The organism is Nonomuraea sp. NPDC050643 (assembly GCF_040654715.1).
In the GTDB taxonomy this organism is placed as follows: Bacteria; Actinomycetota; Actinomycetes; order Streptosporangiales; family Streptosporangiaceae; genus Nonomuraea.
The window spans coordinates 30,583-43,986 of record NZ_JBFAIM010000043.1 but is presented as its reverse complement, the minus strand read 5'-3'; the positions used below and the strand labels follow the sequence as shown (position 1 = coordinate 43,986).

Sequence of the window (13,404 nt, the reverse complement as noted above, 5' to 3'; positions counted from 1 at the left end):
AACCTCTCGCAGAGTGATCCGAAAGCTCCCTCCGTGAACGTCGAGGAATGGGGAGTCACCTTTGCGGGCGATTCCCGTGTCCATTGGGCAAGGCTCACGCTACCCGGCTCCGTCGACAGGGTGGCATCCGAATGGCTGGAGGAGAGCGCCAGGGGCCCCCACTGGCTGGGATTTCTCGCCGACGCGAGCGACCTGCTCGCGGGCACGCTAGACCCTGACATGGTGCCCGCGATCATCGCTCAGGTCGTGGTCCCGCGGCTGTCGAGCTGGTGCGCGGTCTACACCTCCGACAACTCCGGCCCGCCGCGGCTGGTCTACCTCTGGCACGCCGACGAGGCCCGGATCGACGGCCTGCGCGAGCAGCTCGTGGACATGGACGTCGCCGCCGCCGACACCCGGGTCACCTCGACCATCCACCTGGCCGAGTCGCAGGTGCTGGCCGTGCCGCTCACGGCGCGCGGCCGCAGCCTCGGCATGATGTGCCTGGGGCGCTCCGACCGCTTCCCCGACGAGGTCATCCAGTTCGCCGAGGACATCGGCCGGCGCGCCGCGCTGGCCATGGACAACGCCCGGCTCTACGCCCAGCAGGCCGCCGCCAACCGTGCCCTGCAGCGCAGTCTGCTGCCGCCCAACGAGCCCGAGGTGCCCGGCCTCGACTACGGCGTCATCTACGAGCCCGCAGGTGAGGCCAACGAGGTCGGCGGCGACTTCTACGACCTGTTCAAGGCGGGCGACGACTCGTGGCGGTTCGCGATCGGCGACGTGTGCGGCACCGGCCCCGAGGCCGCGGCCGTGACGGGCCTGGCGCGGCACACGCTGCGGTTGCTGGCCCGCGAGGGCTACGGCGTGGCGGCGGTGCTCGGCCGGCTCAACCAGGCGATCCTGGAGGAGGGCGAGCGGGCCAGGTTCCTCACGCTGCTGCACGGCGACATCACGCCCGTCGCTGACGGCCTGGAGGTGCGCCTGGTGTCCGCCGGCCACCCGGAGGCGCTGCGGCTCAAGCCCAGCGGCAAGGTGGAGGCGGTGACCACCCCGCAGTCGCTGCTCGGGGTGTTCCACGAGGTCGTGTTCGAGGCCGACACCGTCCATCTCGACCACGGCGACGTGCTGCTGGCCGTGACCGACGGGGTGACGGAGCGGCGTTCGGGCGGGCGGCTGCTCGACGACGACGGCGGCCTGGCCAAACTGCTGGCCGAGTGCGCCGGGCTGTCGGCCCGGGCGGTGGCCGAGCGCATCCGCAGGGGCGCGGCCGAGTTCGCCTCCGAACCCAGCGCCGACGACCTGGCCATCGTGGTCCTGCGCGCCCGCTGATCCGCCCCCCACCGCACTTCGGCGCGGGTCCCTTCGGGGGGAGCCCCAAGAGCACGGCGGGCCCGCCCGCGACGGCCCTTGCGGGCAGGGCGAAGGGGGCGGCGTTCGGGGGAGGAAGTGGCAGGGTGAGGGGGCCCGTGTGGAGGGCGTGATCGGCGTTGGTCCGGAGTGGGGGATCAACGTGCGCCTTCCGACGTCGGTGCGGTGGGCGCGATCGTGACAGGTGTCAGAGCCGACGGTCAAGGTAGCCCGTCGGGTGGTTTCTTACACTTTGTCAGCGTTCAATGATCATGAATGTGCTTGCGCGCGAACTCGAGCTGGAGCGCCGTCTGGGCGATCCGCTCTGAAACCACCAGGGAGCCGCGAATGGCGTCGTAGGTGTAGACCTCGTGCTCGCGGCCGTGCTCGGCGAGTTTGGCCACGTATTTCTCGATCTGCCGCAGCGGGCAGCGGGTGTCGTTCTCGCCCGCGAGGATCAGCAGCGGGCTCTTCACCTGGTCGACGTAGGTGATCGGGGAGCTGGCCGCGTACCGGTCGGGTCGTTCGTCGGGCGAGCCGCCGAGCAGCGCGCGGTGGTAGGCGCGCAGGCTCTCCGCCTCGTCCTCGTACGAGGTCTGGTGGCAGGCGATGGGTACGGCGGCGATGCCGGCCGCCCAGAGGTCGGGCTGGGTGCCGAGGCCGAGCAGCGTGAGGTAGCCGCCCCACGCCGAGCCCGCCAGGACCATCCTGCTCGGGTCGGCGATGCCCTGGTCGGCCACCCACTGGCGGACGGCCGCCACGTCGGCCAGCTCGATGTGCCCGACGTCGCCGTGCAGCGCGTCGCGCCAGGCCGAGCCGTAGCCCGTCGAGCCCCGGTAGTTGACCCGGACGACCGCGAACCCCGCGTCCACCCAGGCCGCGACCTCCGGCGAGTAGACGTCGCGGTCGTGCGCCGTCGGCCCGCCGTGCAGCAGGAAGACCGTGGGGAAGGGTGCGGTGCCGACCTCGGGCTTGGAGACCAGCGCGTGGATGCGGCCGCCCTCGCCCTCGACGTCGACGTCCTCGACCGGGACGCTCGGCGGCGCGGCGGGGCCGCTGGAGTTGACCACGACCTGGCCGGTGCTCGACCGGATCACCGGCGGGCGTGAGGCGCTGGACCAGGAGTATTCGACGTGGCCGCCGGGCCGGGGAGCCGCCTCGTCGATCACGCCGTGCGGGGTGTCGATGAGGGTCAGGCCGCCGCCCGCGAGGTCGTAGCGGTGCAGGAAGCTGCGGGCCCGGTTGTCGCGCAGGATGAGCAGGCCGCGGCCGTCGTCGTACCACTCGGCGGTCAGGTCGCCCGAGTCGCGCAGCCAGATCTCGCGCTGCTCGCCGGTCGCCGGGTCCCAGACCAGGGGCTCCTGGCGCTGGCGGCGCTCGTGCAGGGCGAGCAGGCGGCGGTCGCCGGCCACCGGGGCGAAGCTGAGGCCGACCACGCCTTTGCCGGCGCCGTCGTAGAGCTCGCCTACCGTGTCGCCGTTCTGGCGTACGACGCGGAGCGCGGGGTGGCGGAAGTCGCCGTATTCGCCGTGGTTGATCGCGATGAGGGAGCCGTCCAGCGACATGTCGGCCACCCAGGCGGCCTCCGCGTGCTCGTACAGGAGCCTGGCCGGTTGGCCCACCCGCACCAGGTGGATGCGGAACGCGCCGTCACAGGCCAGGCTGATCGCCACCTCGCCGGTCGTGGACAGCGCGATGCCGCCGGGCTGGCCCGGCGGCAGGTCGGGGGCGATCGGCTCGTCGGCGCCGCCGGTGAACGGCTGGCGCCACCATTCGCCGTACTCGTCGCCGTCGCTGTCGGCGAACCAGTAGATCCACTGGCCGGTGGGGTCGATGGCGGCGTACGCGGTGCCCTTGGGGCGGTCGGTGACCTGGCGGGTGGCGCCGGTCACGCGGTCCCAGGCGTAGACCTCCCACGTTCCGGTGGCGTTGGAGCGGTAGATGGAGCGGTTCGGGGCCTGGCGCGCCCAGGACGGCAGCGTCATGCGCGACGCCCGGAACCTGGCCTGCCAGCGTTCCTCCGCCTTCATCCGGCGCGCCCCCTCCCTGTGATGTCCCACGCCTCCCGGCGTGGGATGCCGTCCAGTATTGCGCCTGTGCCGGGGAAATACTTGGAGAATGTGGGGGAATTTCGGACTAAATGCCCCATCAGTAACACCTGTCACACATGTCCGTCAAGGAACGCGTCTTGCTCGAGGTGTGGGCGCGTAGATAGACAGGTGAAACGCCGCGCGCGTTACTACTTTTCGTTGTCTTTTCGCGACATTCCGGGAGACAAATGTAGCGATTCGCTCATCCAGCGTGGTCGGGTCGTTATGCCACGCACTCGGGCCCATCCCGACCACCTGGGCGATGTCGCCATGCCCCAACTCCATCTCGAACTCGATCGAGCGCCGCTCGGACTCGGCGAACCCCTCAAGACTGCGGGCCAGCCTGCGCTCCTTCTCCGCGTCCACGGAGAGCAGCCCCAGCTCCTCGACCAGCGGGCTCAGATGCGCCGGTGTCGGGGTGACGACCAGCGCGACCCCGTCGGGCCGCAGGATCCGCCTGAATTCGGGCCCGTTCCTGGGCGCGAAGACGTCGATCACCACGTCGGCCACCCCGCCCCTGATCGGAAGCGGGCGCCACACGTCGGCCACGAACGCCCCTGCCCTGGGATGCACCCGCGCCGCCCGGCGTACAGCGTGCTTCGACACATCGAACGCCATCCCGATGCCATCGTTCACCGCGTTGAGCACGGCCGCCAGGTAGTGCCCGGTGCCCGCGCCAGCGTCGACGATCACCGGCGCGTCCCTGCCTTCTGCGCGACGACCCTCGACGTTCTCCGGCTCCCGCGCGGGTCCTGTCGGGCTCGCGCCGTATCCGGCCTCCACTCCCGCCCCACGGTACGCCCTCAACTCCGCGCCGTCATTCGTTTCAGTAGAGGTCTCATGTTTTCCTGGAACGTTCTGACCTGTCACATGCGCGCGCACCGTCTCGGCGATCGCGTCGGCAAGCGGGGCGTAGTGCCCTCGGTCCAGAAACTCGGCCCTGGCGGCCACCATCGCGGGGCTGTCGGCGGTGCCCGGCGGCCTGGAGCCGACGAGGAGGCTGACGTATCCCTGCCTGGCCACGTCGAACGCGTGCCCTCCCGCGCATCGGAGCGCGCCCTCGCCGAGCCGGACGTCGGCCTGGCAGATGGGGCAGATGAGGTATTCGACGATGTCGGCCAGCATGTGGCCCATTCTCGCGGGCCGGTGCGACCGCTCAGGCACTGGCCTCGAGGAGGAAGGCGGCGTTGGAGGGGGTGGAACGGAGCCTGTCGACGAGGAGCTCGAGGCCCTGCCGCTTCTCCAGGCTGGTGAGCATCCGCCGCAGCCGCCAGACCACCTGCCGCTCCTCGGGGTGCAGGAGGATCTCCTCGCGCCGCGTCCCGGAGGCGTCGAGGTCCACGGCCGGGAACAGCCGATGCTCGGCCAGCTCGCGGGTCAGGTGGACCTCCATGTTCCCCGTCCCCTTGAACTCCTCGTACAGGTTGTTGTCCATCCGCGAGCCCGTGTCCACCAGCGCGGTGGCGAGGATGGTGAGCGAGCCGCCGCCCTCCACGTTGCGGGCGGCGCCGAAGAAGCGCTTCGGCGGGTACAGCGCCCGGGCGTCGATGCCGCCCGTCAGCACGCGCCCGCCGCCCGGCGCCAGGTTGTTGTACGCCCGCCCCAGCCGCGTCAGCGAGTCGAGCAGGATCACCACGTCCCGGCCGGACTCCACGAGCCGCTTGGCGCGCTCGATGGCCAGCTCCGCGATGGCGGCGTGGTCGCGGTCGGGGTGGTCGAAGGTCGAGGAGTACACCTCGCCGTCGATGGTGGCGCGTATGTCGGTGACCTCCTCGGGCCGCTCGCCCACCAGGATGACCATGAGGTGCACCTCGGGGTGGTTACGGGCGATCCCGGCGGCCAGCGCCTGCATGACCATGGTCTTGCCGGCCTTGGGCGGCGCCACGATGAGGCCGCGCTGTCCCTTGCCGATGGGCGCGAAGAGGTCGATGACGCGCGTGCTGAGCGACTCGGTCTCGATGTTGAGCCGCTCGGTGGGGTGGATGGGCGTCAGGTCGGCGAAGTCGGGGCGGTCGCGCCAGTGGGCGGCGCCGTTGACCGACTCGACGTCGATGAGCCTGTTCCCGGCGAAGGAGGCCACGATGTGGTCGCCGGGACGCAGGTCGTACTGCCGCACCTTGTCGGGCGGCAGGCGTACGTCGTCAGGGCCCGGCAGGTGGGCCGGCCGGACGAACGCGGACTTGTCGCGTACGTCCAGGAGGCCGCGGACCTGCCTGATGGGCACGGAGGCACGCTGCTCTGGAATGGTGTGCAAAGACATGATGAAGCCCCTCTGGGGGAGATGCGCCGGACCCTGAGGTCGGGCGGGTGATGAAAAGAGAGCCGGGCCCTCAAGAAGGGGGCTGGGCTTTGAAGATCCGCGGAGCTGAAGCTCAACGCTTGATCGCAAGATACCACACGATCTGACCCATGGAACGCCTAGCCCTCTTGGGCTATTCCCGGGCTGTTCTCGTGTCTTCGCCCGCGAAGGCGGGACAGGGCGCGTGACAATGTTCTTCTCGGCACCGTACTGCGAGGAAAATTACCGCACCCCGGTGTATCGAACGGCACAGAGCCCTTAACGGCACAGCGTCATCGTGTCAAGTGACATGCAGGGTCCCTGCAACTCGATGAGGGTTCCATAGGGACGAACAGAGAACACTCCTTGGGGGAGCACCATGAAAACCGTCAACTGCCCGCGGTGTCACCACGAGCTGGACGAAGGCCCGATCATGTACCGGTGCGCGCACTGCTGCCGCGCCGTCTACGCCGCGGACCTCGACATCGAGTACGTTCCGCGCCAGCCCGTCGCCGCCTAGGCCGGGCCCCCGTAGTCTGGCGGGGTGCCGCATCAACCGATAACCGTGTCCGGCGTCGAGGTGACACCGCTCTGCGACGCCGTGGGTCCCATGGGAGCGGCGATCCGCCGCCCGCCGGGGGAGATGTTCCCCGGCTCCGCGCTCCAGGACGAGCCGTGGGTCCTGCACTTCCACTGCTATCTGCTCCGCGACCCCGCCGGCCGGCTGACCCTCGTCGACACCGGCATCGGCGGCACCGACTCCCCGGCCTCGAGCTGGGCGCCGGTTCCCGGCACGCTGGCCGGTGAGCTGGCCGCAGCGGGCGTGACGCCCGCGGAGATCGGCACCGTCATCCTCACCCACCTGCACAGCGACCACGCCTCGGGCGCGGTCGCGGACGGCAGGCCGGTGTTCGAGAACGCCCGCTACGTGCTGCAGCGTGCCGAGCTGGAGGCCGCCCACGGCCCGATGCTCGACGAGATCGTCTCCCACATCAAGGCGCAGCTCCACGTGGTCGAGGGTGACGCCGAGGTCGCGCCGGGCGTGCACGTCCATGCCGCGCCGGGGCACACGCCCGGCCACCAGATCGCCAGGGTCGGCGAGGTGGCGATGACCGGCGACCTGATCCTGCACCCCGTCCAACTGGACGACCCGGCCATCCGCTATCTCTACGACGACGACCAGGAGGCGGCCGCGCGCACCCGGGCCGAGGTGCTCGCCGCACTCAGGGCCGAACGGGCGATCCTCGCCACCGCTCACTTCAGCGAGCCTTTCGTACGTCTGTGACCGCCTCGGGCACGATGTCTTCTCATGAAGACCTACATCGCGACCGGTGTCGCGCTCGGCGCCGTCCTGATGGCCCCCTCGACCGCGTCGGCCGCCACCGCGCCTGAGCTGTCCGGCGCCGCCGTCTACGCGGGCGCCGGCAACCAGCTCAGCCGCTACGACGGCGGCCGGTGGAGCACACTGGCCAAGACGGGCGACATGCCGCAGTTCGCCGCCTCGCCCGACGGCAGGAAGGCCGCCTGGGTGACCTCCGACGGCCGGCTCCAGGTCAGGCAGGGCGGCAGGACCACCACGATCGTGAGCGGTCTCCAGGGCGGCACGCCGTGCCTGACGCCCGTCTGGTCCGCGGACTCGACGGACGTCGCCTACACCGAACACGGCACCACGATCATGGCGGTCAAGGCCGACGGCAGCGGCGCCCCGCGCGAGCTGGGCCGCTCGCGCGGCGTCTGCCACCTGGCCTGGTCGGCCAACGGCCGCTACGTCGCGGGCTACACCGGAGAGGCCGACGCCCTCTACCGGCTCGACGTCAAGTCCGGCAAGGCGGTCCGGGCCAAGGGCGTCAAGCTCGTCACCCACCTGCAGAGCCTGTCGCCGAACGGCCGCAGCGCGGTCGTGGAGTTCCCGCGCAACGCCGACACCCTGGGCGACGGGAGCTGGCCCACCTTCTACAAGCCGGTCGTCGTGGACATGGTGACGGGCAAGAGGGTCCCGCTGAAGGTCAAGGGCACGCCGCTCGGAGCCCTCTACCTCGCCGACGGGCGCCTGGTCGTGCGGGTGAGCGGCAAGGAGCACAACACGCTGGTCGTGCTCGACGGCGAGGGCAACGAACTGCAGCGGATCGCCGAGCCCGCCAAGGCGAAGAAGCAGGCGTTGCTACAGGTTCTGCCATAGTGCCTGTGTGAGCGATGACTTCTATACCACGGTCAACCGCGTGATCACGGGGGCGGCGGCGTACATCACCGACGAGCGGGGCCGGGTGCTCCTGGTCGATCCGAACTACCGGGAGCACTGGTCGTTCCCCGGTGGCATCATCGACGCGGGCGAGCATCCCGCGCAGGCGTGCGCCAGGGAGGTCATGGAGGAGGTCGGCCTGGCGGTCGAGGTCGGCGGCCTGCTGACCGTGAGCTGGGTCGACGGGCTGCCGAACATCCCCTATCCGCTGGTCAACTTCATGTTCGACTGCGGCGTGGTCTCCTCCGACACGCCGATCACGCTGCAGGCCGAGGAGCTCGACGACTACGGCTTCTTCACCCTCGAGGAGGCCCGGGGGCTGCTGGCGGACTTCGCCCACGAGCGGCTGCTGGCCACCGCCGCCGCCCGGGACTCCGGCACGCTGACCTACCTACCGCCCGGCCGGAACGGGCTGGTCGGCAAGGAGGGCTGAGGGCAGGGCCACCATCGCGGTCAGGCCACCGTACGGCGAGGGCGTCAGGGTCACCTTGATGCCGTGCCTGGTGGCCAGCCTGGAGACCACGAACAGGCCGAGCCGGTCGCTCTGCGCCAGGTCGAACTCGGGCGGCTTGACGAGGCGGTCGTTCAGCTCGTCGAGTTCGACGCGGGGCAGGCCGAGCCCGCGGTCCTCGACCTCGACCATGAGGCCGTGGGCGGTCATCGTGCTGCGCACGTCGACCTTGGTCTGGGGCGGCGAGAAGAGGGTGGCGTTCTCGATCAGCTCGGCCATCAGGTGGGCCACGTCGGTGACCGCCGCGCCGGTCAGCGCGACCGGCGGCGGCTGGAGCACCTCGACCCGCTCGTACTCCTCCACCTCCGCGACCGCCGCGCGCAGCACGTCGAGCATCGGCACCGGGTTGCGCCAGCCGCGCCCCGGAGCCTGGTCGGACAGGATGATCAGGCTCTCGGCGTGCCGCCGCATACGGGTGGTGAGGTGGTCGAGCTTGAACAGCTCGGCCAGGACCTCGGGCTCCTCGGTGGCCCGCTCCATGCTGTCGAGCTGGAGCAACTGCCGGTGCAGCAGCGACTGGTTGCGCCTGGCCAGGTTTACGAAGACCTGGCTGACGCCGTGTCGCAGCCTGGCCTGGCTGACGGCGGCGGCGACGGCCGTGGACTGCACGTCGTTGAACGCTCGTACGATGTCGGCCACCTCCGACGTGTGCGCTTCGACCTCGATGGGCGCCACCTCGGTGGCCGTGGGCGGCTCGGCGCCCTTGCGCAGCCGCTTGACCAGCCCGGCCAGCCGCACGTCGGCCAGCTCCGAGGCGGCGTCGCGCAGCCCGGCCAGCTCGCGGACCAGGCGCTTGCGGAAGCGCAGCGAGAGCATGATCGAGGCGATGACGGCGATCAGGCCGATGCCGCCCGCCACGCCGATCTTGATGAGCATGCCGATGGCCGTCGGCATCACCCGGCGCGTGATGTCCTCGACGGCCGCCGCCTGGTTGCGCTCGACGGCGGCCCACAGGTTCTGGCCGTCGATGGGCCAGGTGGCCGCGGTGGCGGGCAGTCCGTTGGTGGCGGCCTGGCCCTTGATGGCGTCCTCGGCCTCCAGGAACTCCCGGTAGACCGGCGAGGAGGCCAGCTTCGCGAACGGTCCCCGCAGGGTGCCGTCCAGATGCGAGAGCGCCTGGGTGTAGAGCAGCCGCCTGGTGGCCACCATCCCCGTGAACGCCTCACGCTCCCTGGGCTCCACCTTGCCCCTGGCCAGCACCACCGCGATCAGCGCCCGCTCGCGGGACAGCACGTCCTTGGCCTCGCCCAGCATGGTCACCGCCCTGGCCTGCCGGTAGAGGGCCATGTCGGGCACCAGGACCATGGCGTCGTACATGCGGAAGGAGGCGTCCACGATCTGGCTGTAGCCGTCGACGACGTCGAGCGGCACGACGGAGCCGCCGTCGACCTCGCGGCGCACGTCGGTGATCTGCTCGATCTTGCCGTTCAGCGCGGTGACCTGGGCGGTCATCTCGGGTGACAGGTCGCGCTGCTTCTTGGACAGGGTGCGGAATTCCGTCACGGCCTGGTCGGTGTCGCCGCGCGCCTCGGCCATCGGGCCGGCGCCCTGGCCGGTGACCAGGAACTCCACCGAGACCAGCCGCTCGTTCTGCAGCGCGATGTTGACCCGCTCGGACGGGGTGGCCAGGTTGGTGGCCAGGTCGTTGATCGCCAGTAGGCGGACGCCGTCGCCGCCGGTCAGACCGGCCGCGAACGCCCACAGGCCCACGAGGGACAGCAGGGGAACGAGCAGCAGGATGAGGAGTTTCAGCGCGATGGGGCGGCCACGCGTGGGGGGCATGCGACCTCCGGGTGCATGATGAGATCGCCTCGCAGAGTACACCCCCCATTGGAAGGATTTCTGTGCGTCTTCCGCGTTCTTTCTCCGGCTGGACCATCGCGGTCTTCGGCGTTCTCGCCTTCGCCCTCGGCCTGCTCGGGCTGATCTCGCCCGGCACCCTGCTGGTCATGCTGGGTTTCGAGGTGCTCGACGTACGACCCAGCGGTGACTACACGCTGGTCTACATGGCCGCCTCATCGATGGCGGCCGTGAACATGGGCGTCTATTACATGTTCGCCGCGTCGGCGGACTACACGCCGTTCTTCCGGTGGACCGTGCCGTTCAGACTCGTGACGTTCGTCGTCTTCACCACGCTGGTCCTGACCGGGGCCGCGCCCGGCAAGTTCTTCGGCGTCGGGCTCTGGGAAGGTCTGGGGGCGGTGATCACCGGTCTCGCGCTCTGGCGCGAGGGCAAGCTGCTGCCCTCGCGCCAGACTGAGCAGGCGGCCTGACAGCTCACTGACGCTCGTGCGCGCCGCGGGCGACGAGCTGGTCGCCGTCTGACGACGGTGACGCCGTGTGCTCGCGCTCCAGCTTCCGCTCCAGGTCGCGCTTCTCGTCCTCCAGCTTGGCCACCCGGCTGGAGGTCTCGGCCCGGGCGGCGCGCATCCGGCGTCGTTCCCGGGCGGTCCTGCGCGAGCCCGAGCCCAGCAGCCAGAGGCCAAGCAGCAGAACGGCCGCCGCGGCCGCTCCCGCGAGGAACATCTCCACATGCCCGAGCTCGAAGGTGTACCCGAACAGGATGTACCTGGCGCTCTCCTCGGTGAGCACCAAAGCGATAGCGCCGCCGGCCAGCAGGACCAGAAGTAGTCCTAACAGAATCATCCAACTCACCCCTTGTCGTAAGAGCGACACTCCACTTCCCAGAGATCGGCGGGGTATGCGCGATGATTGGTGGATGAGACCCGAGCCAGGGGAGGTCCTGCACTTCTCCGAGGACCCGAGCATCGAGCGCTTCGTGCCGCACGTGGCGGTGACCAGCAGTTTGAGCGAGCCGTACGTGTGGGCGGTCGGTCACGACCGCTGCCCCGACTACTGGTTCCCACGGGCCTGCCCGCGGGCGATGGCCTGGATCGGACCGCGCACCACCGACGACGACGCGTTCCGGATCATCGGCTCCGGCTGCGGGCAGCGGGTGCACGCCATCGAGTACTGCTGGTTGAAGGCGCTGATGGACGTGCGGCTCTTCGCCTACCGCCTGCCCGCCGACGGCTTCGCGCCCATCGGCGACCCGCCGCACGCCGTCGTCTCCAAGGCACCCGTGCTGCCGCTGGGCCCTCCCGAGCCGGTCGGCGACCTGTTCGAGCTGCACGAGGAGGCGGGGATCCAGCTCAGGGTGCTGGACAACCTGTGGCCGTTCTGGAACGAGGTGACGGCCAGCACCCTGCAGTTCAGCGGGATCAGGCTGCGGAACGCCCGTCGATGAGCGCGGCCAGCGTCTCCGGCGACATTGAGCCCGGCGGCAGCTTATCGGCGGCGGCGCGGTTGGCCTCGCGCCGCAGCACCTCGTTGACCGGGGTGGGCACGCCGTGCAGGCGGCCGAGCAGGACGATCTCGCCGTTGAGATAGTCGGCCTCGATCGAGCCGCTCGACCTGGCCAGGCTCTGCCAGGACGATCCGCCGCCGCGCTCGACGCCCTCGATGGGGCGCATGTCGACCTTGTGGCCGCGCACTTCGGCCTCTTCCGCGGGGGTGGAGTAGGCGATGCCGGCTTGGTCGAGGACGGTTCTGGCCTCGGCCCTCGCGCGCTCGGCCAGATCGGACAGGCCGGGCGCGTGGCCGACGAGCGCTTCGGCGGCGTTGGCCAGGTTGCCGATCAGCTTGCCGTATTTCCAGCGCATGACGTCGGGCGAGCGGCGCGCCACGAGGCCGTGCTTGCCGAGGTCGGTGACGATCTGCTCACCGAGGTCGTCCACACCCTGTGGATAACGGCCGACGTGCAGCATGCCGGAGTAGGGGTGTCCGCCGGCGGCGATGACGCCCGGCTGCGGGATCTGGGCGGGCAGCCACACGCACATGCCGTAGACGCGGTCGAACCGGCGCAGGACCATGCGCTCGTTGGCCACGCCGTTCTGGGCGCACACCACGGGCAGGTCGGAGGGCCAAGGGGCGAGCGCGGCGATCGTGTCCTGGGACTTGGTCGCCAAGATGAGCACGTCGTCATCGCGCGTGGGCACCGGGCCGTCGGCGGCGGGGATGTCGAGGGTCTCTGCGGACTCGGAGGTGACCAGGCGCAGGCCGTCGCGCTTGAGCGCCGCGTAATGGGCGCCTCTCGCGACGAGGAGAACCTCGTGCCCGCCTTGGTACAGGCGGGCTCCGATGGTCCCCCCGACTGCTCCTGCTCCGACCACTATGTAGCGCATTGTCAGAGAATGTCACTCTTTACTTCGCGAGCGCCACTTGGGTCTGCGCCGTCACGGAGGTGCCGCGCGTGCGCTCGCGCACGATCGTCTTGAGCACGCGCCAGCCGTCGCGCACCGCGTGCAGGTTGCTCTCGCCGTGGATGCGGGAGCGCTCGTGGCTGGGGACCTCGCGGATGATGAGGCCGGCCTGGGCGGCGCGGACGTTCATCAGGGTCTCGATCTCGAAGCCGTCGCAGTCGAGCTCGAGGACCTCGAGGTGGCGCGCCCAGAAGGCGTTGTAGCCGTAGCAGAGGTCGGTGTAGCGGGTGCCGTAGAGGAGGTTGGTGAGCCCGGTGAGGACCTTGTTGCCGAGCGAGCGGATCGGACTGAGGTCGTCCGAGCCGCCACCAGGGGCGTACCTGGAGCCCTTGGCGAAGTCGGCGCCGTGGACGAGCGTGCTGACGAAGGAGCGGATCTCCCGGCCGTCGGTGGACCCGTCGGCGTCGATCATGACGATGATGTCGCCCCGGGCGGCCTGGAAGCCCTCGATGAGCGCGTTGCCCTTGCCGCGCCGCGTCTGCACGACGACCCGGAGGTCGGGGCGCAGCCTGCGCGCGACGTCGACGGTGTCGTCGGTCGAGTTACCGTCGACCAGGATCACCTCGTCGACCCAATCGGGCAGCGTGGCGAAGACGTGAGGAAGGTTCTCGGCCTCGTTCATCGCGGGGACGATGATGCTGACGCTGGCGGCGAAAGGCTGCTTGTTCATGGAAGCAAGGTCTCTCCGCGTACAT

14 protein-coding genes are annotated in these 13,404 nt (G+C 70.3%); 7 read left to right on the top strand and 7 right to left on the bottom strand.

Going from position 1 to position 13,404, the window contains the following annotated elements; translation table 11 throughout:
• Nucleotides 1-120: 120 nt before the first annotated feature.
• Nucleotides 121-1,311, top strand: a complete 1,191-nt coding sequence (locus AB0I15_RS41555) for a SpoIIE family protein phosphatase (protein ID WP_358108811.1) — start codon at nt 121-123, stop codon at nt 1,309-1,311.
• A gap of 281 nt (nt 1,312-1,592) precedes the next feature.
• Here AB0I15_RS41555 and AB0I15_RS41550 read toward each other — a convergent pair whose 3' ends face one another.
• From AB0I15_RS41550 to rho, 3 genes are all read right to left on the bottom strand, one after another.
• Nucleotides 1,593-3,359: a prolyl oligopeptidase family serine peptidase gene (locus tag AB0I15_RS41550; RefSeq protein WP_358109007.1), complete on the bottom strand. Its 1,767-nt coding sequence runs from the start codon at nt 3,357-3,359 to the stop codon at nt 1,593-1,595.
• Between the two features lie 144 nt (nt 3,360-3,503).
• Nucleotides 3,504-4,544: a putative RNA methyltransferase gene (locus tag AB0I15_RS41545; protein WP_358108808.1), complete on the bottom strand. Its 1,041-nt coding sequence runs from the start codon at nt 4,542-4,544 to the stop codon at nt 3,504-3,506.
• A 31-nt stretch (nt 4,545-4,575) separates the two neighbouring features.
• On the bottom strand, nt 4,576-5,643 hold the full coding sequence (gene rho / locus AB0I15_RS41540; protein WP_358108805.1) for a transcription termination factor Rho: 1,068 nt from the start codon (nt 5,641-5,643) through the stop codon (nt 4,576-4,578).
• 433 nt (nt 5,644-6,076) lie between these two features.
• On the opposite strand from rho, the gene AB0I15_RS41535 reads away from it, so the two are divergent.
• Genes AB0I15_RS41535 through AB0I15_RS41520 form a run of 4 tightly spaced genes read left to right on the top strand, consistent with a single transcriptional unit; the run spans nt 6,077 to nt 8,369 of the window.
• A complete protein-coding gene (locus tag AB0I15_RS41535) occupies nt 6,077-6,217 on the top strand; it encodes a hypothetical protein (RefSeq protein ID WP_358108802.1) in 141 nt (46 codons plus the stop codon).
• A 24-nt stretch (nt 6,218-6,241) separates the two neighbouring features.
• Nucleotides 6,242-6,982, top strand: coding sequence for an MBL fold metallo-hydrolase (locus AB0I15_RS41530; RefSeq protein WP_358108799.1), 741 nt, complete (start codon nt 6,242-6,244; stop codon nt 6,980-6,982).
• Between the two features lie 24 nt (nt 6,983-7,006).
• Nucleotides 7,007-7,876, top strand: a complete 870-nt coding sequence (locus AB0I15_RS41525; RefSeq protein WP_358108796.1) for a hypothetical protein — start codon at nt 7,007-7,009, stop codon at nt 7,874-7,876.
• A 7-nt stretch (nt 7,877-7,883) separates the two neighbouring features.
• Nucleotides 7,884-8,369, top strand: a complete 486-nt coding sequence (locus AB0I15_RS41520) for an NUDIX hydrolase (RefSeq protein ID WP_358108793.1) — start codon at nt 7,884-7,886, stop codon at nt 8,367-8,369.
• Here AB0I15_RS41520 and AB0I15_RS41515 read toward each other — a convergent pair.
• Nucleotides 8,328-10,229 (bottom strand): nitrate- and nitrite sensing domain-containing protein, encoded by a 1,902-nt coding sequence (locus tag AB0I15_RS41515; protein WP_358108790.1) that lies wholly within the window; start codon nt 10,227-10,229, stop codon nt 8,328-8,330. The genes AB0I15_RS41520 and AB0I15_RS41515 overlap by 42 nt on opposite strands.
• A gap of 62 nt (nt 10,230-10,291) precedes the next feature.
• Between AB0I15_RS41515 and AB0I15_RS41510 the strand changes: the two genes are divergently transcribed.
• On the top strand, nt 10,292-10,720 hold the full coding sequence (locus AB0I15_RS41510; protein WP_358108788.1) for a hypothetical protein: 429 nt from the start codon (nt 10,292-10,294) through the stop codon (nt 10,718-10,720).
• 4 nt (nt 10,721-10,724) lie between these two features.
• Here the strand turns inward: AB0I15_RS41510 and AB0I15_RS41505 are convergent, their stop codons facing one another.
• Nucleotides 10,725-11,093 (bottom strand): hypothetical protein, encoded by a 369-nt coding sequence (locus AB0I15_RS41505; protein ID WP_358108785.1) that lies wholly within the window; start codon nt 11,091-11,093, stop codon nt 10,725-10,727.
• A gap of 73 nt (nt 11,094-11,166) precedes the next feature.
• Here AB0I15_RS41505 and AB0I15_RS41500 point away from each other — a divergent pair, with 73 nt between their 5' ends.
• The gene (locus AB0I15_RS41500) at nt 11,167-11,694 is read left to right on the top strand and encodes a DUF6886 family protein (protein WP_358108782.1); all 528 of its coding nucleotides are present in this window, start codon (nt 11,167-11,169) and stop codon (nt 11,692-11,694) included.
• On the opposite strand, the gene AB0I15_RS41495 is transcribed toward AB0I15_RS41500, so the two are convergent.
• Nucleotides 11,669-12,631 (bottom strand): 2-dehydropantoate 2-reductase N-terminal domain-containing protein, encoded by a 963-nt coding sequence (locus tag AB0I15_RS41495; protein WP_358108780.1) that lies wholly within the window; start codon nt 12,629-12,631, stop codon nt 11,669-11,671. The two genes, AB0I15_RS41500 and AB0I15_RS41495, sit on opposite strands and share 26 nt — an antisense overlap.
• Before the next feature lie 19 nt (nt 12,632-12,650).
• Nucleotides 12,651-13,379, bottom strand: a complete 729-nt coding sequence (locus AB0I15_RS41490; protein ID WP_358108777.1) for a glycosyltransferase family 2 protein — start codon at nt 13,377-13,379, stop codon at nt 12,651-12,653.
• Nucleotides 13,380-13,404: the final 25 nt, after the last annotated feature.